Below are 22,990 nucleotides of genomic sequence, written 5' to 3' on the forward strand. Positions count from 1 at the left end.
AAGCCAATCCTGATTGGCGCGCTCCGCGAGGCGATCGAGGACGAGCCCGCGCGCGGCGCGACCGACGCGCCGCTTGCATCAGGGGCATTGATCGACCGGCGCTTTCTCGAGGACCAGAAGGAGCTGCTCGGCACCGGCCAGATCGCAAAGCTGCATCATCTGCTGAGAGAGACCAGTGAAAAGCTGATCGCCGACATCACCGCCGCGGCCGCGGCCGGCGATGCCAGGCAGCTCGCGCGATCCGCGCACCAGCTCGGCAGCGCCGCAAGCGCGCTCGGCCTGATCAGCCTGTTCGAGCGCTGCCGCGAGATCGAAGAGGCAGCGCCGTCGATGTCACCAGAGGCGTGCCGTGATGCGGCGCGCGAGCTCGCCGCGCTTCGCGAGGCGTCGATGAGCGCGCTGGGCGATATGCTCACGCCCCAAACCGCTCCACCAGAAAATCGATGAACAGCCGCACCTTCACCGACAGATGCCGCGTCGGCGGGTAGACCGCATAGAGCGCGAGCGGCGGCGCGGAATAGTCTGTTAGCACCGTCCGTAGCTCGCCTTTACGCAGCGCGTCCGCGGCGATGAATTCGGGCAGCAGAGCGAGGCCCCGGCCCTTGATCGCGGCATCGCGCAGCACCTCGGCGTTGTTGACGCAGAGCGACCAGTCCGGCTGGATCCAGTGATCGCCATCGGCACCTGACAGCTTCCACTGATTGCCGGTCAGCAGGAAGCCGTAGGTGAGCGAGGCATGCGCGCGCAGGTCCTGCGGATGTTTAGGCGTGCCGTGACGCGCGAGATATTCAGGCGAGGCGCAGATCATCCGTGGCACCGGCATGATCTTTCGCGCGATCAGGCTCGACGATTCCAGGTCGGCGATCCGCAGCGTCACGTCAAAACCGTCCTGGACGGGGTCGAGCAGATCGTCGCTGAGCACGATCTGGAGCTGAAGCTCCGGGAACGCTTGCATGAGTTCCGCGAGTACAGGCCCGAGCCGCATCGTTCCGAACGACATCGGCGCGTTGACGCGCAAGAGGCCCCGCGGCGCCGACTGGGCCTGCGTCACCGCCTGGTCGGCCGCTTCGATCTCGGAGAGGATGACGACCGCGCGCTCGAAATAGCGCTGGCCGTTTTCGGTCGGGCTGGCGTGCCGCGTGGTCCGGTTCAGGAGCTGGACGCCGAGGCTCTCCTCGAGGTCGGCGATGTATTTGCTGATCGCCGAGCGCGACAGCCGCAGCTGCCGGCCCGCCTCGGCAAAGCTGCCGCTCTCGACCACCTTCACGAAGGCGCGGAGGCTGGCGACCTTATCCAAGGGCCCGCCATTGTTTCCAAATCGTAGACATAGCCGTCATATTTGCACGGATTGTCTCCAATCCAAAGCGGAACGATATTTCCACCCAGAGCAGAGCGCTCCCCCACAGGAGGACGACAATGTCTGGACTGCACCATGTCACCGCGATTGCCGGCGACCCCATCCGCAATTTCGGCTTTTACGTCAGGGATCTCGGCCTGCGCTTCGTCAAGAAGACGGTCAATTTCGACGATCCCGGCACCTATCACTTCTACTATGGCGACGAGACCGGCCGCCCCGGCACCATCCTGACCTTCTTCCCCTGGGCCGGCGTCTCGCCCGGGCGCCGCGGCGTTGGCGAGACCCACCAGACCGCCTTCCGCGTGCCGCAACGCTCGCTCGGCTACTGGACGCAGCGCTTCACCGAGAAGGGCATCGCCTATGAGGCGCTGGAAAAGCGTTTTGGCGAATCCGTGCTGCCGTTCACCGATCCTGACGGCATGGCGCTCGCCCTGGTCGGCGTCCCCGGCGCCGAGAACGAGCCCGGCTGGAGCAATGGCGAGGTGCCTTCAGAGCACGCGATCCGCGGCTTCCACGGCGTGACCCTGCTGCTCGACAGCGCGGCGAAGACGGCTGCGGTGCTTACGGACGTGTTCGGCTTCAAGGAGACGGGCCGCGAGGGCTCGGTGATCCGCTTCAAGGCGCCTGGCGATGCGCAAGGCAGCGTCGTCGACATCTATGAGGCCAAGGGCTTTCTGCGCGGCCATCAGGGCGGCGGCTCGGTGCACCACATCGCCTTTCGCGCGGCAGATGACGCCGAGCAGGGCAGGATGGCGCAAAAGCTCGTGAGCAATCACGGCCTGCATCCGACCGAGCAGCGCGATCGCAACTACTTCCGCTCGATCTATTTCCGCGAGCCCGGCGGCGTGCTGTTCGAGATCGCAACCGACATCCCCGGCTTCGCCGTGGACGAGCCGGTGGCGAGCCTCGGACGCGACCTGAAGCTGCCGAGCTTCCTCGAAAAGCATCGCAAGCAGATCGAGGGCGTGCTGCCGAGCCTGGAAGCGACCGCATCATGACCGAGTTCATCCATCGCTTCGAGCCCGCGACCGGCGCGCACCTCCCACCCCTGCTGCTGCTGCACGGCACCGGCGGCGACGAGAACGACCTGCTCGGGCTCGGCCGGATGATCTCGCCAGGCTCGGCCCTGCTCTCGCCGCGCGGCCGCGCGCTCGAGCACGGCATGCCGCGCTTCTTCCGCCGCCTTGCCGAAGGCGTGTTCGACGAGGACGATGTGCGTCGTCGCGCGCTCGAGCTCGGCGATTTCGTCGCGGACGCTCGCAAGCGCTACGAGATCGCCGCGCCCGTCGCGGTCGGCTTCTCCAACGGCGCCAACATCGCCGCCGCGCTGTTGCTGCTGAAGCCGGACGTGCTGGCAGGCGCAGTGCTGCTGCGCGCGATGGTGCCGCTGTCGGATCCGCCTGAAGCCGAGCTCAGTGGCAAGCCGGTGCTACTGCTATCGGGTCAGGCTGATCCGATCGTGCCGTCGAGCAATTCGGTCAGGCTTGCGGCACTGCTGTCGGACGCAGGCGCGCGTGTCGACCACAAGGTCTTGCCGGCGGGCCATCAATTGTCGCAAGCCGACGTGACCCTCGCCCGCAGCTGGATCGGCAGCGTCGAGGCGAAGGCGGCGTAACCCAACAAGCGGCGCATCGCCTTCGGACGCTGCGCCGCTTCGCCTCTCGTCGCAAACGAAGCGCAGGCGTCGGTTGGCATCGGCGCGGCCGCCATAGAGCCGAAAATCGACAAAATCGACCAGCGCCAAGGTCAGGCTGCGCTTAAGGCAAAGCGCTCGACCTTGCGGCCCTGGCGCAATTCGATTTCAGCGCCCCGGCAGAGCGGATAGTCCGTCAGAACCGGGCGGATCGCCTCAAAGAGTGCGCGGGCGTTTGGGCCATAAAGGAAAAGCTGGACATTTTCCGGACCGTGCTCGTGACCGTCGAGCTCGCCCGCATCCGTCTCGTCGAGCCGGCGTTCGAGCCTGCTCTCAAGGGTGTGCAGATCGCATTGCGCGTAGACCTCGGCGGGAAGGCCGATGCCGTCCAGCGTGACGAGCACGGTGCCGTTGGTCTTGCGCTTGACGGATTGCTTGGCGGGTTTCGGAGCCGCGTGCGGCGTCGGCGGCGCCTTGGTCTGGAGCAAGGCGGCGGCGCGTGCGCGCAGCGCGTCGGCTTCAGTGGCGCGGTCCAAGGCCTCGAGCGCGTCGGCCTCGTTGCTCAGCTTTTCGGCAAGCTTCTCTCTATTGACGTTTGGAAGCGCCTCCATGACGGCGCGGGCGCGGCCGAACCACTCCAGCGCGGCTTCCTTCTCGCCCGCATCGCGGCGGATTTCACCCTGTGTACCAAGGGCGTGTGCGAGAAACTCGCCGCCGACCGGGGTCAGGATGTCGACCGCGCGGTCGGCCTCAGTCCGGGCGCGCACGAAATCGCGTTGGCGACGATAGACATTGGCGATGTTGTTGTGCAGGTTGCCCCGCTGCGTCGTCGTCGTTTGCGGGTCGCACTCGCGCGCCTCGCGCACTTTTTCATACCAAGCGAGCGCCTCTTCGAGCCGGTTCGCCCGGCTCGCCAGCACGCCGAGGTTGAGCCATGCGGTCGCGGCCTGGTTGCTGTGATCTTTCGCGGCGAAGATGTCCGCGGCCTCGCGGAACGCCTGCGATGCGTCGTCTGCGTGGGACCTGATTGTGGCGTTGCCGAGATCGAGCAAAGCGTGAGCGAGCAGCAGGTCCGGGCCCGAGCCGCGGATCAGGTCAATCGCCTCCCGCAGCACGCCCGCCGCTTCGGCCGAGAAGCCGAGACGCACGAGGCAGCGACCGGCGCGCCAAAGTCGACCCCGCACTGCCACGGGATCGCGACGGGTCAGATTGACGGCTTGCTGGCAATAAGGCAGGGCTCGGCGATGTTCGTTACGGTCCATGAGTGCGTCTGCGATCACGTCGACGCTCGCTAGCGTCCCGCTCGGTTCGCCGAGGCTCTTGAGGACCGCCATGGCCTTGGCGGCGCGCTTTCCCATCGCCCCGGTTTGGCCGCACGCGGCGTGGCATGTTGCCGCCGCGAAATGCGCGGCGGCTTTCATTTCGCGGGCGTCGGCATCGTCGCGCGCATCGAGCTGGGTCAGGATGGCGTCGAAGACGTCGATCATCTTCGGATTGCCGGTGCGCGCTTCGCGGAGACCCAACTCCAGCGCGGCTGCGCAATCGTCGAACATGGCGTGCAAGTCCATTCCGCGCGTGCTCCTGTTCCCGGGATGGATAAGCTAGGCAACACGAGTTAGTAAGAGTTTAGCGGCTTGGCGCGAACGAGGTTAATGCGGCTCCCTGTGGCGTCGGTTCGGGGCACTTCAAGTCATCGTCGGGGGTATAGATAGGACTATTGTCCACCCGGAGAGCAGCAAGTGGGCCGAATAGCAAGCTTGGTATGGATCGTCACGACTTTCACAACTATTGCGGTTGCCACTCCACTCCGGGCTCAAGCAACACCGGAAGCGTCAGCGTGCGGATATCTCTCCGGTCTGCTCGATAGGGCATCGCCATCAGGGCCGTTGTTCCTGCCGAGCTATCCGACCGTTGAAACGGGGCCTCTCCATGGCGCCGCCTACCTCTACGACAATGCGGTAGCCGCCATCGCATTGGTCGGTTGCGGCGAGCGAGACAAGGCGTCTCGAATTGGCTCGGCGATTCTTTGGGCCATCGATAACGACCGTACCTGGCATGATGGGCGGCTCCGGAACGCATACGCCGCGGGTGTGGTGGCCATTGGCCCCGCCAGACTTCCGGGATGGTGGGACAACACGCAGAACAAGTGGTTGGAAGATCGATATCAGGTCGGCAGCGATGTCGGTAACATGGCATGGGCCATGTTGGCGTTGCTGTCGATCGACGATGTGAACACCGGCTCTCGGTTCCGCGATGGTGCGGCACGGCTCGGCACCTGGGTCGCGCAATGGGCCGACGCGCGAGGCACCGGCGGTTTCACGGGCGGCACGTTCGGGCACGAGCCGACGCCCGAGTTGCGGACATGGAAATCGACCGAACACAATACCGACCTCGCCGCCGCGTTTGGCCTTCTTGCAACCCGCACCGGCGATTTGCGCTGGCGCGATATGGCAACAGCTGCTGAGCGCTTTGTCGAAACGATGTGGGATCCGGCATGCGCCTGTTTCGCCGCAGGCACCGCCGAAGACGGCGTCACGCGCAATCCGATCTTGGCCCTTGATGCTCAGGTCTGGCCGTTAACGGCGCTATCAGGAGCGGCCGGGAAATTTGCATCGGCCATTACGACCGCCGAACGGCGAATGAGTGTCGACAAGGGCTTTGCCTACGGTGAGGACCGAGACGGCGTGTGGACCGAAGGGACAAGCCAAATGGCCCTCTTGCTGAAATTGCTTGGCAGGACCGCGCAGGCAAAATCGTTGGTCGCAGTCATCGAATCCCGGAGGTCGCCGGATGGCGGTTTCTATGCCACTGATGTCCGCGCGTTGCCGACCGGGTTCATGCTGGATACCGATCCGGCCAAGCCACGAGTCTATTTTAGATTGCCTCATCTTGGCGCAGCTTCGTGGGCGGCCCTGGCGGAACGTGGTTTCAATCCCTTTACGGCGACATCTGGACTTCCGTAGTTGAGACCGCGGCGCTTGTCGTCTCGTTCTTTGATGGTTTTACGCCATTGCTCCACAAAAAAGGCCTCGCAATGCGAGGCCTTTGTCTTGTCGACTCTGCGGGGACTATCGCCGTGCACCCGCGCCGTAGAGTTCGCGCTCCCGGCCGATGTCCTCCGGAGACAATGGCGGGCTTGCGGCATCGAAATCGCTCCAGCCGGCCTTCTGCCAAGCGGAGCTGCGCTCCTGAAGGTTGACGGACCTCTCATGGAGCAGGGCGTCGAGACGTACGCGGTCGTTGTCGGGCACCTTCGCTGTGACGAGCGTGCCACCGCGGCGAACACCTTCCGCATAGCGCGAAGCGTCTTCCTTCGAGATGCCGGCTTGGGTGAGTGCGCCGACGATACCGCCTGTGGCCGCGCCAGCGGCCGCACCGGCGGCGGTAGAGGCGAGCCATCCAGCAGCAACGACCGGCCCCAGACCCGGAATGGCCAATAGGCCCAAGCCAGCGAGAAGGCCTGCCGCGCCGCCGATGCCGGCGCCGATACCGGCACCCGTGCCGGCGCCTTCGGCACGATCGTCGACGCCGTCGCGGTCACGGTCAACCTTGCCGCGCTGGGCACCGAACCAGTTGTCGGAATTGTTGGCGACAATGCTGATGTCGGAGTGTGGCACGCCGGCGCTCTCGAGCCGGGTGACGGCCCGCTCGGCATCGGAATAATTATCGTAGAGGCGAGAGATGGTGGTCGTCATGCTATCTGCTCCTTATTTCGTGGAATTGACGTTGCCCTGGAAGTCGACGCTGACGTCGGTCTTGGTGCCGCCCTTGTCGGCCTTGCCGCGCCAGACGCCCTGGTCGTCCTTCTGCAGGGAGGAGACGTTGGAATATCCCGCGTCCTCGATCCGCGATTTCGCCTGGCCCTCGGTGAAGCTGTTGCGGCCCGCGACCGGCGCATTCGAATTGTTCTTATCGGAGCTGTTGACGGCGTTGTTGCCCGGCCCGCTCTGCGCCGGCTGCGACTGGGCGCCCGCGGGCGCCGACGCGAGCAGCAACAAGGTTGCGGCCAGCAAAGTTATACGTGACATCTTTTTGTCTCCTGCAAGTGATTGTGCCTTGCGACAACGAGCGAGATTCGAAATGGTTGCTAGCGCGCGGAGATGCGGAGTGCGCGGCACGCTGCCGCGCTCGATCAGCTTGAACGGATCCGGCAGTTATTGACGAAAGCCATGGAATATTAAGCTGCCTAGCCACGGAGGCGGCGCGGCTGGACTCATTCAGTTCGTCTCGCACGAGAGTAAGCGCATCGAAGATGCTCGCGCAGCCGCTCCGTTCCGGGGCTTGGTGCAAAAATATACACAAGCGATAAAACGGCCTCGGCTCCGGGGCTGGCGCCGAGCTGAGGCCTTTTGCGTCGGTCTTACTTGTCGAGGCGTTATTCGAAACGCATCAACTTGGGTGCGGACTATTTGGTTCCCCGCCAGTTTGGCCTCAGTTCATCTTGCGGCGGAAGTTGTCTGCGATTTTTCAACGTTCCTCGATGTCCTCGCGCGGTCAAACCTAATTTCATCACATGGCCGTGTGGCACGCTATGAGTCACAAGGTGGCATCCCTGCGGGGAGGTCCCGTGTCACTTCAGCCGAGCTGACATCCGAGCCTGCATGCCCGCTGTCCGGTGCTGCCCGTCGACACGCGCGGGTAATCTGGAGCGCCGGTCGCCCCCGGCGGCCTAAGCCGCCACGTTCGACAGGAACCGATCCACCGACGAGCGCAGCTGCGTGGCCTGGCTGGAGAGGTCGTGCGCCGTGGCAAGGACGATGTCGGCGGTGCGATTGGCGTTGTCGGTCGCCTCCGCCGTCCCGGCGATGCTGCGCGCGACCTGCGCGGTGCCGGAGGCGGCCTGTCCGATATTCCGGGAGATCTCGCCGGCCGCCGCATTTTGCTGGCTGACCGCGGCCGCGATCCGCCCGGTGAAGCCGTCGATATCGCCGATGATCGTCGCGATGGCGCCGACATTGTCGACCGCCTCGCGCGTCGCCGACTGCACCTCGGTGATCTGGCTCGAAATCTCCTCGGTCGCCTTGGCCGTTTGCGTCGCCAGCGCCTTCACTTCCGAAGCAACCACTGCAAAACCCCTGCCCGCTTCGCCGGCGCGCGCCGCTTCGATCGTGGCATTGAGCGCGAGCAGGTTGGTCTGGCCGGCAATGGTCCTGATGAAGCCGACCACCTCGTCGATCTGCTGGGCGGCACTGGCGAGCCTGCCGATGGTCTGGTTGGCCGCCTCCGCCATGCCGGATGCGCGCTGCACGATGGCGGTCGCATCGGCCAGTTGCGACGTGATCGCCTGGACGGACTGGCCGAGCTGGCTTGCGGCTGCTGCCACGGTCTGGACGTTCGCCGACGTCTCCTTCGCCGTCGAAGCCGCCTCGTTCGATTGCGAGCCCGCATTGCGTGCGGCGGAGGCGAGGCCCTGTGCCGTGTCCGTCAGCTCGCCGGTCATGCGCGCGGTGTTGCTCATGACCTCGCTGAAGGCGGACCGGAAGGCATCGATCTCGGCTTCCAGGCGCTGGCGGTGAACGGCCTGCTCTGCACTGCTCTGGTCCTTGGCCGCGATCAGCGCGTGATCGTCATCGGCGCGGGTCTTCAGGCTCGCCTGCATGAGCGCGAGCGACTTCAGCAGGCGACCGAGCTCATCGCTGCGACGCACCGCGATGTCGTCGGTGAAATTACCGGCGGCGACGCGTTCGGCAACCCGCACCGCCGCGGAGATCGGCCGGCTCATCGAGTACGAGAATGCAAGCGCGATCAGCAGCCCGATCGCGACAGTTCCGACTGCGACCGTCAGCATCGTGGTGCGGGCCGCCTCCACATCCTTCTCTGCCGCCATGCGATATTCATAGCCGTACGCCGCAACGAGCTCCACGAGATCGTCGATCGACGCCATCAGCCGGTCGCCTTGCTGGGCGAGCAGGAAGCTGGTCGGGATCTCCGTTGCGCCACCGGGCGACGGCTTCAGGATCTTGAGTGCGGCGGTCGACCACTCCTTGAGCTCTTTTTCGGCCTTCTCGCGTGCGGTCGCAACGCTCGGCGTTGCGACGCGCTCACGCACCACTTTCAGGTCCTCGGCACTGTCGCGGATCAGCGACTCGAACTTTGCGACGATTTCGCTGGAGCTGCCGGCGACAAGGGCGCGCTGGAGCAGCAGTCGCGCCTCGTGCAGCGCCGCGTGAGCGGAGCGCGCGTGATTGATTCCCATCAATGGGCCGTCATAGAGACGAACCACCAGGTCGCCGGAGTTGCCGATGGCGCGAATGCCGTAGAAGGCGATGCCGCAGGCTAGCAGAAGCACGACACTGAAGGCCCCGAAAATCTTGTAACGTATGGACATCGTCAAATCTCCGGCGCTTCGATTAGAGCGTTGTCGCGCGAAGTGGGTCGCGTTTGCGAGAGGAAAACGCTTCAAGATGAAATGCTAATCCGTGACCTTGACCATCATCTTCATGCGCGGATGAATGGCGCAGATCACCTGCACATCGCCCGGTTCCTTGAACGACACGTCCGTCGAGGTGCCCGGCGCCTGCGATCCCAGATTGAACTCGTTGCCCTTGCTGGCCGACATGATGTTGTGCGGCACCGTGTCGTCATTCAGGAAGGTGACGGCCGCACCCTTCTTGATCGTGATGCTCTCGGCGGAGAAGGCGCGGCCTTGCTGATGGACGATTTCGGTCGCGGCATAGGCGCCGACCGAAAAGCCGGCAACGATGACGCAGGTGAAGAGAGCGATTGTGCGCATGTGAGGAACCTTCGTGGGTTAGCGTGGGAGAACCGGCACAGCGGTCGGGCCGAGCTCGCTGGTCAAGGTCTTGAGGAATGCGACGAGGTCGGCCTTGTCCTGCGCGGACAGGTCGAGCGGGCGCATGAGATCGGATCGGCTGGGCCGGTCGACGCCGGCATGGTCGTAATGGTCGATGACAGCTTCCAGCGTGGGGAGCGAGCCGTCATGCATATAGGGGCCGCGACGGGTGATCTCGCGCAGGCCCGGCGTCTTGAACGCGTGCTGCATCTTGATGACGCCAGGCAGGTATTCACCGCGACCGATATCCTTGCTCGGCAACCCGATGTCCTGAAAGCCCTCGTTGGTGAAGTTCCAGCCCTCGTGGCAGGCCGCGCATTGCGCCTTGCCGTTGAACACGACGAAGCCGCGCTTGGCCTCCTCGGAGATCGCCTTCTCGTTGCCGTCGATCCAGGCGTCGAACGGAGCCCGTTCTGAAACGACCGTACGCTCATAGGTCGCGATTGCCTGCGCCAGCGTCTTCGGCTTCATGCCCTCGCCCGGAAAGGCTGCGTCGAACATCGGCTTGTATTCTGGAATGGTTGCGAGCCGCGTCATGAGCTGGTCGAGCTTCATGTTCATCTCGCCGGGCGACTGGATCGGGCCGAGCGCCTGGTCTTCAAGCGTCGGCAGACGGCCATCCCACATGTAGATCGCGCTCCAGGCCGCGTTGACAACCGTCGGCGAACGACGGCCGAGCTTGGCCATGCCGTGACCGACACCGACCGCAAGCCCGTCACCCCAGCCGAACCCCGGGCTATGGCAGCTCGCGCAGGACTGCGCTGACGTCACCGAGAGACGCGTGTCGAAATAGAGCTTCTTGCCGAGAGCCGCCTTCTCGGGCGTGAACGGATTGTCCTTGGGAAACGGGATCGTCGCAGGCCGGCGATACAGCGCCTTGAGCGCATCGACACCGCCAGGTCCATTTTGCGTGATCTCGACCTTCCGGCTTTCGCCGACCACGGCGGCGCCAAAACCGATGCTCGCGGAACCGAGAACGCCGAGTGCGGCGGATGCGATCGTCGCAACGAGCAATCGCGAGCGATGAGAGCCCTGCGTCGGCATGCGAATGTTTCCCCCAGCCGGATGTCGTTTGCGACACCGAAATAAATTATGCAACGCACGATGAGTACGTGATTAAAATAGCGGCAATTCGTTAAGCAGATCGTACCGGGGACATTGCTCCGCTATCTATTTTCGAAATTTCAGCAATCGTAAAGTGCGGGAAGAATCGGCAATCAACGACGAGTTGCGCTCCGACCAACAAATGTTAGTGGCGAGGTGATCGCGACCAACATTTGTTTGGTCGATCACGCAGTTCTGAATTTCCGATGATAGCATTATGCCGGTGTTTTGCCCGACGGAGCAAGCGATTTCGTCAAGTCAGAAATTTTGTCAGGCCCTTCAAGCCCATCGCTACGGTGCATGGGGTTGTTTTCAGATGATGTTTCGGGGAGGCCAAACGAATGGCCTCTTCCCGGTGGGGAAGAGGCCATTGCAGACGCGACAGTTTCGACCGATGACGCGGTCCCTACTCCCAGGACCAGGCCGAGAAGTCGTTCTCGAACTGCGGAACTTCCTTCCAGACGCCTTTCAGCTTCTTGTTGATGACCGTCGGCCATTGCGGCTGGAACAGGAAGCCGGCCACGGCGTCGGTCGCCAGCATCTTCTGGGCATCGCCGAGCAGCTTGGCGCGACCGGCTTCGTCAGGCGTCGAGACGATCTGCTTGTAGAGCGCGTTGAAGGCCTCGTTGTTGTAGCCGAGATAGTAGTCCGGCTCGGTGAGCTTGACGAGGTCGAACGGCTCGACATGGCTGACGATGGTGAGGTCGTAATTGTGCGGACCGTTCGGTGCGAACACCTGCGACAGCCATTGCGCCCATTCGACGTTCTCGATCTTGGCGGTGATGCCGACCTTGGCGAGCTGGGCCGCCAGGATCTCGCCGCCCTGCCGCGCGTAAGGCGGCGGCGGCAGCTTCAGACTGATTTCGAGCGGCGTGGTGACGCCGGCCTCCGTCAGCAGCTTCTTGGCCTTCTCGGGGTCGTAGGGGTTGATGCCTGTCGTGTCGACATAGCCGAGCGAACCCGGCGTGTAGAAGCTGCCGATCGGCGTACCGAAACCTTCGACGGCGCCGTCGATCAATGCCTTGCGGTCGATGGCGGCGAGGATGGCCCGGCGCACCCTGACATCGTCGAGCGGCTTCTTCTTTTCGTTGATGGCGACAATGGTCTTGGCCTTGGAGCCGCCGACCAGCACGGTGAAGCGCGGGTCGTTCTTGAACTGAGCGACGCCGCGGGTGGTGACGCGCGGGAACGCATCGACGTCGCCGGACAGCAGCGCCGCGATCTGCGCAGCGGGATCGCCGATGAAGCGGATCGTCACCTTGGACAGCTTGATCGCGGAGGCGTTGCGATAGTCGGGCCATTTGTTCAGCGTGAGCGAGGAGCCCTTGACCCAGCCCCCCAGCTGATACGGCCCGGTGCCGACCGGCTGCGTCACGTTGGTCGGTGCGCTCTTCGGCTCGACGATGGAGCCGCTCGCCTGGCCCAGCAGGAACGGCAGGTTCGGCTCGGGATATTTCAGCAAGAGCACGATCGTGCCGGCATCGGGCGCATCGACCTTCTCGAACGCCTGGAACAGGCTCTTGTCCTTGTTGGTGCTGTTCGCGGCCGCGTTGCGCTCGTAGGAGAATTTCACCGCGGCGGAATCGAAGGCTTCGCCGTTCTGGAATTTGACGCCCTTGCGCAGCTTGAACGTATAGGTCTTCAGGTCAGGCGATGCGGTCCAGCTCTCGGCGAGCAGCGGCGAGACCGAGCCGTCCTCGTTGATCTTGGTGAGGGTCTCATAGATGTTGTAGAGCGTGACCTCCGCGATTGCGGCGGCGGCCGCGTTGGTCGGGTCGAGCCCCGGCGGCTCCAGCGTCATGCCCATGACGACGCTGTCCTTCTTGCTCTGCGCCAGCACCGGCAGCGGCGCCGCGGCCAATGCGGCGGCAAAAGCGACGATCGTTAGCTTCTTCAACATGCCCAACTCCCCGGCCTTCTTCTGTCCTTCTGAGACTACGCCAATTCCGCAGCCGACACTAACCTTCCCGGGCGGCCTGCGGCAATGCCATCAGGGCCTCCGCCTTGTGGCAGGCGGCGAGATGTCCCTCGCCCACCCTGCGTAGCAAGGGCGGAACCGCGCGGCAATGCTGGTCGGCGAGCGGACAGCGCGCCACGTAGGAGCATCCGGTCGCCGCCGCCGATTGCGAGGCGATCGCCTGGGCCCCCCGGCGGCGCCGTCCGCCCCCGGCCCGCGCCCGCGGCACGGCGTCCAGCAGCGCCCGCGTGTAGGGATGGGCGCAGCGCTCGAACAGATCTTCGGGGCGACCCTGCTCGACCACCCGGCCGAGATACATCACCGCGACCTCGTCGCAGAGATAATCGACGACCGCGAGGTCGTGGCTGATCAGAATGTAGCTGAGGCCGAACTGCTCCTGCAGATCCTGCATCAGGTTGAGGACCTGCGCCTGCACCGAGACGTCGAGCGCGGAGACCGGCTCATCCGCAACGATCAGCTTTGGCTGGGTGATCAGCGCACGCGCAATCGCGATGCGCTGGCGCTGACCGCCGGAGAATTCGTGCGGATATTTGTCCATATCCGCTTCGCGCAATCCGACCTGCTTCAGCACCGTCGCGACGCGGGCGCGGAAGGCGGTCCGGTCGGCATCGTCAAGCACGGTGAGCGGCTCGGCGACGATGCGGGCAATGGTTTGGCGTGGGTCGAGCGAGCCGTACGGGTCCTGAAATACCATCTGGAAATCGCGCCGCGCACGGCGCAGTTCATCAGGAGAGATGCGGTTGAGATCGCGGCCGAGCAGCGTGACCTGCCCTGCCGCCGGCCGCTCCAGCGCCATCACGACGCGCGCAAACGTGGATTTGCCCGAACCGGATTCGCCGACGATGCCGAGGCTTTTGCCGCCCTGAACCTGCAGGCTGACGCCGTTGAGCGCGCGCACCTGGCCGGGCGGACGGAACAGGCTTTCGCGCGGCAGCGTGTAACGCTGCTCGAGATCCTTGACGTCGAGAAGCGGCGCTGCGGTCATGCGGACAGCGCCCCGACATTCGCGGCCATCGAAACGTCGGTTCTGATGCAGCGGACATTGTGGCCGGCCCCGACCTCCACCATCGGCGGCAGCGCAGAGCGACATCGTTCGATCACCAGCGGACATCGATCGGCAAAAGTGCAGCCGGAGGGCAGATCGGCGAGTTCCGGCACCGTGCCCGAGATCGTCGTCAGCCGCGTCCCCTTACGCGCGCCGAGTTTTGGGCGGGCGCGGAACAGGCCCTGCGTATAGGGATGCCCCATCCGACGGAACACCTCGTTGGTCGGCCCGCTCTCGACGACCGTGCCGCCATACATCACCATCATGCGCTGCACGTTCTCGGCGATGACGCCGAGATCGTGCGAGATCAGGATCATCGACATGCCGCGCTCCTCGACAAGATCGGCGACGAGGTCGAGGATCTGGCCCTGGATGGTGACGTCGAGCGCCGTGGTCGGCTCATCCGCGATCAACAGGTCCGGCTCGCAGGCGAGCGCCATCGCAATGGTGACGCGCTGGCGCTGGCCGCCGGAGAACTGGTGCGGATAAGCATCGATACGCTTGGCGGGATCGGGCAGCCCGACACGGTCGAGCAATGCAATCGCTTCTTTGCGCGCCTGCGCAGCGGAGTATCTCTTGTGGCGCCGCAGGGGTTCTGCGACCTGGTGCCCGATCGTGTGCATCGGGTTCAGCGCCGTCATCGGCTCCTGGAAGATCATGCTGATGCGATTGCCGCGCAGCTTGCAGTATTCCGCGTCAGGCAGCCGCGCGAGCTCGGCACCATCAAGCTTGATGCTGCCGGTGACGACGGCACTTTCAGGCAGCAACCCCATCAGCGACAGCGCCGTGACCGACTTGCCGCAGCCGGATTCGCCGACGAGCCCGAGCGTCTCGCCGCGCTTCAACGCAAAACTGACGCCGCGCACGGCCTGCGCCGGGCCGCGGCTGGTGTTGAGGCGGACGCCGAGATTGTCGACCTCGATCAGGGTTGCGGAACCGGGCATCGTCATCGCTCCCCCGCCAGACGGGGATCGAGCAAATCGCGCAAGCCGTCACCGAGCAGGTTGAGGCCGAGCACCGCGATTGCGATCGCCGCGCCCGGATAGACCGCGAGCATCGGCGACTGGAACAGCATGGTCTGCGCATCGTTCAGCATGCGGCCCCAGGACGGCTGCGGCGGCTGCGTGCCGAGGCCGAGATAGGACAGCGCGGCTTCAGCGAGGATCGCCAACGCGAACTGGATGGTGGCCTGCACGATCAGGATCGACAGGATGTTCGGCAAGACGTGCTCGATGGTGATACGGAACGCGCCCTTGCCCGAGGCACGCGCGGCCAACACGAATTCACGCGCCCAGATCGCATTGGCCGAGCCGCGCGTCAGCCGGGTCAAGGTCGGGATCTGGAAGATGCCGATCGCGATGATCGAGGTCACCATGCCCGGTCCTGCCACCGCGGCTAGCATGATCGCCGACAGCACGGCCGGAAAGGCAAAGGTGAAATCGGAGAAGCGCATGATGATCTCTTCGGTCCAGCCGCGCTTGGCCGAAGCGATCAGGCCGAGGCAGACGCCGAAGGAAAGACCGATGCTGACCGCGATAATGCCGACCAGGATGGTCGAGCGCGCGCCCGCGAGCAGCAGAGAGACGATGTCGCGGCCGAAGGAATCGGTGCCGAGCCAGTGCGCCGCCGACGGCGGCCGGAGTTTCGCGGCGATATCGATCTCGTACGGAGACCACGGCGTCCACACCAGCGAGAGCAGCGCCGAGGCGACCACCAGCAGGCTGAGCAGGCCACCCAGCACAAAACTGCGATGGCGCAGCGCGCGGCTCCAGAATGTGCGTACCGGCAAGGGCCGCGTTGCGATCGGCGCGTCAACCGGGGGGGAAAGCTGCGCGCTCACAGGTCGTGCACCTTGATGCGGGGATCGATGAAGGCATAGAGCACATCGACCACGAAATTGACGATGACCACCATGGCCGCCAGCAGCATCACGCAATTGCGCACCACGATGAGGTCGCGGTTGGCGATCGACTGGAAGATCAGCCGGCCGAGGCCGGGCAGATAGAACACGTTCTCAATCACGATGGTGCCGGCGAGCAGATTGGCGAATTGCAGTCCCATCACCGTCATCACCGGGATCATGGCATTGCGCAGCACGTGGCTCCACAGCACCTCGCGCTTGCCGAGCCCCTTCGCGCGCGCCGTGCGGACAAAATCTTCACGCAGCACTTCGAGCACGGCTGACCGTGTCACGCGGGCGAGGATCGCGGCCTGCACGACAGCGAGCGAGATCGATGGCAGCAGCAACGATTTTACACCCAGCCAGATGCCGTCATCCCAGCCGGCAAAGCCGCCTGCGGAAAGCCATTGCAGCCGCACCGCGAACAGCAGAACCAGGAGAATGGCAAACCAGAAGTTCGGCAACGCGATGCCCACTTGCGTCAGCGACATCACGCCGACGTCGCCGAGCTTGTTGTGGTTGGCCGCGGTGTAAATGCCGGCCGAGAGCGCCAGCACCACCGTGATCAGCATCGACATGATCGCGAGCGGGACGGTCAGCACCAGCCGCTCTGCGATCAGGCTCGCAACTGGCGTGCCATAGACATAGGAATTGCCGAGATCGCCGACCACGATACCCTTGATCCATTGCAGATAGCGGATCGCCAGCGGCTGGTCGAGCCCGAGCTTGATCGTGAGCGCACGGACCGCGTCAGGCGAGGCGTCAGCCCCCATCAGCATCTGCGCGGCATTGCCAGGCAGCGCGTCCAGCACCAGGAAAATGATCACGGATGCGCCGACCAGCGTCGCCAGCAATGTCAGGACACGTCGGAGGACAAATACGCTCATGCGCGGTCGGGTTCACGGCTCATCAGCGGCACGATCAACATGTCCGGACGTCGGACGCAAGCCCTTTGCGGCCTATACATGCCGTCATTCCGGCCGGCGGGCGAGAAGATCGGACGAGGCCTCGAACAGCGCACTGACCCGCAGCAATTCCGCGTCGAGCCGGAAGCGGCCGACGAGTTGGAGCCCGATCGGCAGGCCGTCGCGGCCGAAGCCGCAGGGCAGACTGATCGCGGGGTGGCCAGTCATGTTGAACGGCATGGTCCAGGGGAACCAGTGCGGCCGGACGCTATCAAACTGCACCCCGTCGATCTCGATCTTGCCGAACAGGTCCTGGTCGATCGGCAGTGCGGTGCGGGTGATGGTTGGCATCGCCAGCAAATGCCCGCGCGCAAGCAGGGATTGCACCCGGCGGAACAACGCCGTGCGCGCGAACATCGCCTCCTGATAGTCGACGCCGCTGACATTGGTCGCGAGTGCAATCTGCTTGATGAAAGCGTCGCTAAGAACCTCGCGATGCTCGGCCACCAGCTTCGAGAAGCGCGAGCGCCAGACGGTGTGGTTGATGGCCCGCCAGATCGGCTCGACATCGTAGACCTCGCCGGAGAACTCCTCGAGCTCGGCACCGAGGCCAGCGAGCCGGTCGAGGCTCGCCTTGAAGGCGGCGGCGACATCGGCCGACACGGGCCGGCCGGGCGGCGAAGCACAGAACAGGATTTTTTGCCCGCGCAGATCGCCGCGCGGCGCGGCGGGGCCGATGAAGTCAGGCACGGGCACACCGATCGACCAAGGATCGCAGGAATCTTCGCCCGCCATCGCCTGCATCATCAGCGCCGTGTCGGCGACCGTGCGCGTGGTCGGCGTGACATAGGTCTGGTTGCCGAACGCATCGAGCGCCTGGCTGTGCGCGATCAGGCCGTTGCTCTGCTTCAAGCCAACGACTCCGTTGCAGGCGGCGGGAATTCGCGTCGAGCCGCCGCCATCGGTCGCGATCGCCAGCGGCGCGATGCCGCTCGCCACCGCCACAGCCGCGCCGCCGCTGGAGCCGCCGGAGGAGCGCTCCGCGCTCCAGGCATTGCGGGTGCGGCCGAACAGCGGCGAGTCGGTCAGGCACTTGCTGCCGAATTCGGGCGTCGTCGTCTTGCCAATCAGGATCGCGCCTTCCGCGCGCAGCTTCCCGACCGCGACCGCATCTTCGGTCGGCACATTGTCCTTGTAGGGAACTGCGCCGAAAGTGGTCCTCACGCCCTTGGTGTTGACGATGTCCTTGACCGTCATGGGAAGCCCGTGCAGCAGGCCAAGCCGCTCGCCGGCCATCACCTTGCGCTCGGCCTCGCGCGCCGCTGCCATCGCCTCGTCGCCGCAGATCGTGATGAAGAGGTTCAGCTTGGGCTGAAGCGCTTCGGCGCGCGCGAGCGCAGCGCGGGTGATTTCGACGGGGGAAATCTGCTTGTTCGCAATCAGCGGACGCAATTCGGTTGCGGACAGCAGGCAGGGATCGCCGTTCATCGTCAAATCATGCTCCGAAGCGGGCCGCCGTTGGCCTCATGCATTGACATCGAGAATGACAGTTTTGTTAACTCGGCGTCCAATACGATTTTGGTGGTCAACCCATACGGTTTGGGTATGCCTATGGATCTTCGCCGTCTCCGCTATTTCGTCGCCGTGGCCGAGGCCCGCAGCGTAGGCAAGGCCGCCGACCAGTTGCGGATGGCGCAGCCGCCGCTCTCTGTCCAGATCCGCAAGCTCGAGGCAGAGGTCGGCGCGCCGCTATTTCACCGCGGCACGCGCGGCATGGACCTGACGGAGGCGGGCCAAGCCCTGCTTGCCCGCGCCGGCGAGGCCCTGGCGCTGGCGGCCGACGGCATCGAAGCCGCTCGCGCGGTCGCGGCTGGCAGGCGCGGGCGGCTCTCGGTCGGCTACATGTTCGTGCTGGCGAACGCCGTGCTGCCGCGGCTGATCCCGGAGCTGCGGCGATCCATTCCTGGGGTCGATCTCGACTTCGTCGACCTCAGCGCATCAACGCGCGAGGCGCGGCTGCTCGACCGCAGCGTCACGGTTGCACTGTGCATGCCGGCGATCCACCATCCTGAAATCCAGGTGACGCGGATCGGCGCGCAACCCTTCATGCTGGCGATGGCGAACAGCTCGCCGCTGGCACGTCTCGGCGCCGTACCGATCGCGCGCTTGCAGGGCCGCCCGCTAATCGCACTACCACCGCCGGAGCGGGACCCCGCCTCCTCCGCGGTCGCGGCCCTGCTGCGGCGGCATCAAATCGTGATGCCGATCGCTAGCCGGGTGGAGACGGTGAATTCGGCGATGAGCCTGGTTCTTGCCGGTGAGGGGCTCGCGATCCTGCCGGCCTGTGCCAAGCTCGGTGCGCCGCGCGGCATCGTGTTCCGGCCGCTGGGCGATGTCGCCGATTCCATCGACATCGCGGTGTGCTGGCGGCGAGATTCGCAGAGCCCGCTCATCCCTAAATTTCTGAAATGCGCCGAAAAGGCTGTCGCGCGACTGTGACGTGGCCTACCAGCTCCAGCTGATCTCGTGGCTCCAGGGCGGATCGGCGCCCGGGCGGGTACAGGTGAGGCCGGCGCAGTTTGCGGCAAAAGACAATGCGCGACGAAGCCCATCGGCGCTGATGTCCTTGAGTTGCTGTCTGGCGAGACGGCCCTGCTTGTGCAGTGCGAACAGCAATGCGGCCTGAAAGCTGTCACCGGCGCCGATGGTATCGGCGACCGCGACCTTCGGCGCCTCGACCTCGATCTGGCCCGTCTTCGCATGCCAGGCGATGGCGCCGTTGTTGCCGCGGGTGATGACGACAAGGCTCGGGCCCTGCCCCAGCATGGCGTCCGCGCGCTGCTGATACGGCTCCTCGCCGAAGAGATAAGCGAAGTCGACGTCCGACATCTTGATGAGATCGGCTTGGGTCGCGAACTCCACCATGCGGGCGAGATAGCCCGGCTTGTCCTTGACCAGATTGGGCCGGCAATTCGGATCGAAGGAGATCGTCGACGTCGCCTTGGCATCTGCAATCAACGCTTTGGTCTCGGCGGCGCCTTGATCGTTGACCAGCGTGGTCGAGCCGACATGAACAGCCTCGACCGTATCGAACGGGAGGGTGCCGCGCCGAAACGTCCAATTCCGGGTCGCGGTCTCGGCGTCATAGAACGCATAATGCGACTCGCCGGCGACGATGCGGACGAAGGCCAGCGTGGTCTGGTGATCGCTGCGCGTGGCGAAACCAAGCTCGACATTCGATGCGGCGGCATGCTCCGCGATCATGCTTCCGAACATGTCGTTCGAGATGCCGCCGACAAAACCGGTGGGGGCGCCGAGCCGCGCGATGCCGATCGCGACGTTGAGACAGGAGCCGCCGACCGCCGGCATCACCGCTTCGCGGCCCTCGGCGTTTTTCGTCGGCACGAAATCAATCAGTGCATCGCCGCAAGAAATCAGCATGTCTCTCAACAGGTCCTTCTAACTCTTGGCGATGTCGCGCATCGCCGCGCGACTGTCGCGATCGACCTCGCGCAGCAGCTTGTACACCTCGCGCTTCCTGGTGTGAAATGCGGCCATGTCGGGCGCGGTCGGTTCGCTCTTGCGCCCGAGCGCCGACATCTTTGCCATGGTCTCGCCGATCGAGGCATAGGCGCCGCCGGCGACCGCACCGAGCATCGCGGCGCCCAAGAGCACCGGCTCCCTGGTCTGCGGCAACGCGACGGTGAGGCCGGTGGTATCGGCCATGATCTGCCGCACCAAGGGGCTGCGGCTGGCGCCGCCGCCCATGATCATGATGCCGGCATGAACGCCATGCGCGGCAAAGGCTTCGATCACCTCGGCGAGTCCATAAGCGAGCCCGCACAGGCCTGCAACGAAGAGCCGCTCCATCGAACCGACATCGGTGTCGAGATCGAGGCCGGCGATCACAGCGCGCGTATCGGGGTCGGCGTAAGGCGAGCGGTTGCCGATGAACTCGGGGAGCACATGGACGTCGCGGGCGAGCAGTGCCGCGCGGCTGGCATCGCCGGCGCGCGCGATGATGCGGCGCTCGAGAAACTCGATGAGGTCGACACCCTCATTCTTCGCCGCCGCACTCGCCTCGGCATGGCCCGGATGCGATCTGAGAAGGTGGTCGATCGCCGCGCCGGCGGCCGATTGGCCGCCTTCGTTGAGCCAGAAGTTCGGCACCATACCGGAATAATAGGGTCCCCAGACGCCCGGCACGAAGCACGGATCCTTCGTCGTCGCCATGATGCAGGCCGACGTTCCCATGATGTAGGCCAGACGATCGGTGACGTCAGTCGTTCCGCCCGACCCGTCGCGTCCGCCGATCGCGCCGATGCCGCCGGCGTGAGCATCGATCAGGGAGGCGCCGACCGGGGTGCCCGCGGACAGGCCGAGATCGACGGCGGCGGCGCTGGTGAGGCCGGCGCCGAGCCGCGTGCCAGGGGCAACGATCTCGGTACCGATGCGGGCGTATTTTTCACTCACGAAGTCGGACAGGCCGATGCGCTTGAAGAACGGCGCGCTCCAGCCGCCGCCCTCATGGGCGAGATAGTTCCATTTGCAGGTGACGGTGCAGGTCGAGCGCTGCAGCGATCCGGTCGCGCGCCAGGTCAGATAGTCTGCCAGATCGAAGAAATGCCCGGCGGAATCAAAGCTCGCGCGCAGATGACGCTTGAGCCACAATAGCTTCGGCATCTCCATCTCGGGTGAGATCGAGCCGCCGACATAGCGCAGCACGTCGTCTGCGGTCTCGTTGATCAGCCGCGCCTCGGCGATGGCGCGATGGTCCATCCAGACAATGACGTTGCGTTGCTTCTCGCCGGAGGCGCTGACCGTGACCGGCTCGCCCTCGCGGTCGAGCACAACCAGGGAACAGGTCGCGTCGAAACCGATGCCGCCGACACTGTCGGGCGCGATGGCCGCCTCCGCCGTCGCCGCCCGCACCGATTTGACACAGGCCTCCCAGATGTCCTGCGAGGACTGCTCGACGATGTCGCCGGCCTCGTGCCAGACCCGGATCGGATGCTTGGCGGTCGCAAGCAGCGTTCCCGCCTCGTCAAACACCCCTGCCCGCGTGCTCGTGGTCCCTACATCGACGCCGATATACGCTCGCGGCATTGTCGCTCCCGGTGGCTTCCGTCAGTTTTGACGGCAAGCCTACCAGCAAGTGTAGCCGCCATCCACCAGCACGATGGCGCCGGTCATCAGGCTCGCGGCTTCAGACGCCAGGAACAGCACGACCGAGGCGATCTCCTCGACCTGCCCCATCCGCCCCATCGGAGTTCCACCGATCCAGGCGTCGTACATTTTCGGGGTGCTCTTCACGAAGGCGTTGAGCGGCGTGTCGATATAGGTCGGCGCCACCGCATTGACGCGGATGCCGCGCGCGCCCCATTCGGCAGCCAGCGACTTGGTCAGATGGTGCACGCCGGCCTTGGAGGCATTGTAGAAGCACTGCTCCTGCGGCTTGTTGACGATGAAGCCGGACATCGAGCCGACATTGACGATAGCGCCGCTTTTGGCCTTGAGCATATGCTTGCCGAACTCGCGGCAGCACCAGAAGGTGCCGTTGAGATTGACATCGATGACGTTGAGCCAGTGCTCATCGGTCACGGTCTCGGCCGGGGTTTCGCTGCGCGCAATGCCGGCGTTGTTGACGAGGATGTCAACCTTGCCGTGCCGGGCGACGAGATCGTTCGCCACCTCCGCCACCCGTTTGGTGTCGGTAACGTCCATGATCGCGGTCTCGATGTCATAACCCTTCGCCTTCAGGCTGGCCTTGGCGTCGCCGGCGACTTTGCTGTCGCGGTCGCCGATGATCACCTCGGCGCCAGCTTCGGCCAGCGCCTCCGCGCAGGCGAGCCCAATACCCTGCCCGCCGCCTGTAATAAACGCGGTCTTGCCGCTCAGTTTGAATTTTTCCAGGTACATGATCGTAGTCCCGTTTCTTGTTAGTTCCTGATCGCATTGCCACTCGCGTCGAAGCGGTGGATGCGCGCGGGGTCCGGCAGCAGCGACACGCGGTCGCCGGCATGCAGGCTCAGTTCGCCGATGTAGCGCGCGGTCAACATCCCGAGCGGCCCGGCATCGACATAAAGAAAGGTGTCGCTGCCGAGGTGCTCGGCGACCGCGATCGTGCCCTGCCAGCCGCCACCACCGTCGCGCTCGATCTTGAGATGCTCCGGCCGTACGCCGATGGTGGCCGCGCCCTGCTGCACGGCGCTGTCGCCGGTGACGAAATTCATCTTGGGCGAGCCGATGAAGCCGGCGACGAAGAGATTGGCGGG

22 protein-coding genes are annotated in these 22,990 nt (G+C 64.9%); 5 read left to right on the top strand and 17 right to left on the bottom strand.

The genetic code is table 11. From position 1 onward, the window contains the following. A partial coding sequence (locus AOQ71_RS49390; RefSeq protein WP_245317393.1) for an Hpt domain-containing protein occupies positions 1-447 on the top strand: 447 nt, incomplete at its 5' end. Here AOQ71_RS49390 and AOQ71_RS39870 read toward each other — a convergent pair. Then, on the bottom strand, positions 413-1,297 hold the full coding sequence (locus AOQ71_RS39870) for a LysR family transcriptional regulator (protein ID WP_057758897.1): 885 nt from the start codon (positions 1,295-1,297) through the stop codon (positions 413-415). The genes AOQ71_RS49390 and AOQ71_RS39870 overlap by 35 nt on opposite strands. A gap of 119 nt (positions 1,298-1,416) precedes the next feature. Between AOQ71_RS39870 and AOQ71_RS39875 the strand changes: the two genes are divergently transcribed. Then, entirely contained in the window at positions 1,417-2,355 is a 939-nt protein-coding gene (locus tag AOQ71_RS39875; protein ID WP_057758899.1) for a ring-cleaving dioxygenase, read from the top strand. Further along, on the top strand, positions 2,352-2,972 hold the full coding sequence (locus AOQ71_RS39880) for an alpha/beta hydrolase (RefSeq protein WP_057758901.1): 621 nt from the start codon (positions 2,352-2,354) through the stop codon (positions 2,970-2,972). Before AOQ71_RS39875 ends, AOQ71_RS39880 begins: the two co-directional genes overlap by 4 nt. Positions 2,973-3,103: 131 nt before the next feature. Here AOQ71_RS39880 and AOQ71_RS39885 read toward each other — a convergent pair whose 3' ends face one another. Then, positions 3,104-4,477 (bottom strand): tetratricopeptide repeat protein, encoded by a 1,374-nt coding sequence (locus tag AOQ71_RS39885; protein WP_162268464.1) that lies wholly within the window; start codon positions 4,475-4,477, stop codon positions 3,104-3,106. A gap of 270 nt (positions 4,478-4,747) precedes the next feature. Between AOQ71_RS39885 and AOQ71_RS39890 the strand changes: the two genes are divergently transcribed. After that, positions 4,748-5,953, top strand: coding sequence for a hypothetical protein (locus AOQ71_RS39890; RefSeq protein ID WP_245317394.1), 1,206 nt, complete (start codon positions 4,748-4,750; stop codon positions 5,951-5,953). Positions 5,954-6,058: 105 nt separating this feature from the next. On the opposite strand, the gene AOQ71_RS39895 is transcribed toward AOQ71_RS39890, so the two are convergent. From AOQ71_RS39895 to AOQ71_RS39945, 11 genes are all read right to left on the bottom strand, one after another. Further along, positions 6,059-6,685, bottom strand: coding sequence for a hypothetical protein (locus tag AOQ71_RS39895; protein WP_057758907.1), 627 nt, complete (start codon positions 6,683-6,685; stop codon positions 6,059-6,061). A 12-nt stretch (positions 6,686-6,697) separates the two neighbouring features. Then, positions 6,698-7,018, bottom strand: a complete 321-nt coding sequence (locus AOQ71_RS39900) for a hypothetical protein (protein ID WP_057758909.1) — start codon at positions 7,016-7,018, stop codon at positions 6,698-6,700. Positions 7,019-7,659: 641 nt separating this feature from the next. Continuing rightward, positions 7,660-9,318, bottom strand: coding sequence for a methyl-accepting chemotaxis protein (locus AOQ71_RS39905; RefSeq protein ID WP_057758911.1), 1,659 nt, complete (start codon positions 9,316-9,318; stop codon positions 7,660-7,662). An 84-nt stretch (positions 9,319-9,402) separates the two neighbouring features. After that, the gene (locus tag AOQ71_RS39910; RefSeq protein WP_057758913.1) at positions 9,403-9,723 is read right to left on the bottom strand and encodes a plastocyanin/azurin family copper-binding protein; all 321 of its coding nucleotides are present in this window, start codon (positions 9,721-9,723) and stop codon (positions 9,403-9,405) included. 18 nt (positions 9,724-9,741) lie between these two features. Beyond that, complete coding sequence (locus AOQ71_RS39915) at positions 9,742-10,827, bottom strand: cytochrome-c peroxidase (protein WP_057758915.1); 1,086 nt, start codon at positions 10,825-10,827, stop codon at positions 9,742-9,744. 466 nt (positions 10,828-11,293) lie between these two features. Further along, a complete protein-coding gene (locus AOQ71_RS39920) occupies positions 11,294-12,787 on the bottom strand; it encodes an ABC transporter substrate-binding protein (RefSeq protein WP_057759113.1) in 1,494 nt (497 codons plus the stop codon). A 58-nt stretch (positions 12,788-12,845) separates the two neighbouring features. Continuing rightward, on the bottom strand, positions 12,846-13,850 hold the full coding sequence (locus AOQ71_RS39925; RefSeq protein WP_057758918.1) for an ABC transporter ATP-binding protein: 1,005 nt from the start codon (positions 13,848-13,850) through the stop codon (positions 12,846-12,848). Then, the gene (locus tag AOQ71_RS39930; protein ID WP_057758920.1) at positions 13,847-14,860 is read right to left on the bottom strand and encodes an ABC transporter ATP-binding protein; all 1,014 of its coding nucleotides are present in this window, start codon (positions 14,858-14,860) and stop codon (positions 13,847-13,849) included. The genes AOQ71_RS39925 and AOQ71_RS39930 overlap by 4 nt, the downstream gene beginning before the upstream one ends. Continuing rightward, the gene (locus AOQ71_RS39935; RefSeq protein ID WP_057758922.1) at positions 14,857-15,750 is read right to left on the bottom strand and encodes an ABC transporter permease; all 894 of its coding nucleotides are present in this window, start codon (positions 15,748-15,750) and stop codon (positions 14,857-14,859) included. Before AOQ71_RS39935 ends, AOQ71_RS39930 begins: the two co-directional genes overlap by 4 nt. Continuing rightward, a complete protein-coding gene (locus tag AOQ71_RS39940; RefSeq protein ID WP_057758924.1) occupies positions 15,747-16,697 on the bottom strand; it encodes an ABC transporter permease in 951 nt (316 codons plus the stop codon). Before AOQ71_RS39940 ends, AOQ71_RS39935 begins: the two co-directional genes overlap by 4 nt. Positions 16,698-16,781: 84 nt before the next feature. Continuing rightward, positions 16,782-18,203: an amidase gene (locus AOQ71_RS39945; RefSeq protein WP_057758926.1), complete on the bottom strand. Its 1,422-nt coding sequence runs from the start codon at positions 18,201-18,203 to the stop codon at positions 16,782-16,784. Between the two features lie 123 nt (positions 18,204-18,326). Here AOQ71_RS39945 and AOQ71_RS39950 point away from each other — a divergent pair, with 123 nt between their 5' ends. Beyond that, positions 18,327-19,214, top strand: a complete 888-nt coding sequence (locus AOQ71_RS39950) for a LysR family transcriptional regulator (RefSeq protein WP_057758928.1) — start codon at positions 18,327-18,329, stop codon at positions 19,212-19,214. A 6-nt stretch (positions 19,215-19,220) separates the two neighbouring features. On the opposite strand, the gene AOQ71_RS39955 is transcribed toward AOQ71_RS39950, so the two are convergent. The 4 genes from AOQ71_RS39955 to AOQ71_RS49395 form a co-directional block, all read right to left on the bottom strand. Further along, entirely contained in the window at positions 19,221-20,156 is a 936-nt protein-coding gene (locus AOQ71_RS39955) for a carbohydrate kinase family protein (RefSeq protein WP_057758930.1), read from the bottom strand. Positions 20,157-20,174: 18 nt separating this feature from the next. Continuing rightward, a complete protein-coding gene (locus AOQ71_RS39960; RefSeq protein ID WP_057758932.1) occupies positions 20,175-21,821 on the bottom strand; it encodes an FGGY-family carbohydrate kinase in 1,647 nt (548 codons plus the stop codon). Between the two features lie 39 nt (positions 21,822-21,860). Next, complete coding sequence (locus AOQ71_RS39965) at positions 21,861-22,634, bottom strand: SDR family NAD(P)-dependent oxidoreductase (RefSeq protein ID WP_057758934.1); 774 nt, start codon at positions 22,632-22,634, stop codon at positions 21,861-21,863. Positions 22,635-22,654: 20 nt separating this feature from the next. Next, on the bottom strand, positions 22,655-22,990 hold a 336-nt coding region (locus tag AOQ71_RS49395; protein ID WP_245317396.1), incomplete at its 5' end, for a TOBE domain-containing protein.

Source organism: Bradyrhizobium manausense (genome assembly GCF_001440035.1).
In the GTDB taxonomy this organism is placed as follows: Bacteria; Pseudomonadota; Alphaproteobacteria; order Rhizobiales; family Xanthobacteraceae; genus Bradyrhizobium; species Bradyrhizobium manausense.

Coding starts and splice junctions, on each gene's coding strand:
- AOQ71_RS39905 (WP_057758911.1), bottom strand. CDS start 9,318: ATGTCCATACGTTACAAGATTTTCGGGGCCTTCAGTGTCGTGCTTCTG.
- AOQ71_RS39950 (WP_057758928.1), top strand. CDS start 18,327: ATGGATCTTCGCCGTCTCCGCTATTTCGTCGCCGTGGCCGAGGCCCGC.
- AOQ71_RS39945 (WP_057758926.1), bottom strand. CDS start 18,203: ATGAACGGCGATCCCTGCCTGCTGTCCGCAACCGAATTGCGTCCGCTG.
- AOQ71_RS39925 (WP_057758918.1), bottom strand. CDS start 13,850: ATGACCGCAGCGCCGCTTCTCGACGTCAAGGATCTCGAGCAGCGTTAC.
- AOQ71_RS39965 (WP_057758934.1), bottom strand. CDS start 22,634: ATGTACCTGGAAAAATTCAAACTGAGCGGCAAGACCGCGTTTATTACA.
- AOQ71_RS39930 (WP_057758920.1), bottom strand. CDS start 14,860: ATGACGATGCCCGGTTCCGCAACCCTGATCGAGGTCGACAATCTCGGC.
- AOQ71_RS39955 (WP_057758930.1), bottom strand. CDS start 20,156: ATGCTGATTTCTTGCGGCGATGCACTGATTGATTTCGTGCCGACGAAA.
- AOQ71_RS39940 (WP_057758924.1), bottom strand. CDS start 16,697: ATGAGCGTATTTGTCCTCCGACGTGTCCTGACATTGCTGGCGACGCTG.
- AOQ71_RS39910 (WP_057758913.1), bottom strand. CDS start 9,723: ATGCGCACAATCGCTCTCTTCACCTGCGTCATCGTTGCCGGCTTTTCG.
- AOQ71_RS39895 (WP_057758907.1), bottom strand. CDS start 6,685: ATGACGACCACCATCTCTCGCCTCTACGATAATTATTCCGATGCCGAG.
- AOQ71_RS39880 (WP_057758901.1), top strand. CDS start 2,352: ATGACCGAGTTCATCCATCGCTTCGAGCCCGCGACCGGCGCGCACCTC.
- AOQ71_RS39960 (WP_057758932.1), bottom strand. CDS start 21,821: ATGCCGCGAGCGTATATCGGCGTCGATGTAGGGACCACGAGCACGCGG.
- AOQ71_RS39900 (WP_057758909.1), bottom strand. CDS start 7,018: ATGTCACGTATAACTTTGCTGGCCGCAACCTTGTTGCTGCTCGCGTCG.
- AOQ71_RS39875 (WP_057758899.1), top strand. CDS start 1,417: ATGTCTGGACTGCACCATGTCACCGCGATTGCCGGCGACCCCATCCGC.
- AOQ71_RS39915 (WP_057758915.1), bottom strand. CDS start 10,827: ATGCCGACGCAGGGCTCTCATCGCTCGCGATTGCTCGTTGCGACGATC.
- AOQ71_RS39885 (WP_162268464.1), bottom strand. CDS start 4,477: ATGATCGACGTCTTCGACGCCATCCTGACCCAGCTCGATGCGCGCGAC.
- AOQ71_RS39920 (WP_057759113.1), bottom strand. CDS start 12,787: ATGTTGAAGAAGCTAACGATCGTCGCTTTTGCCGCCGCATTGGCCGCG.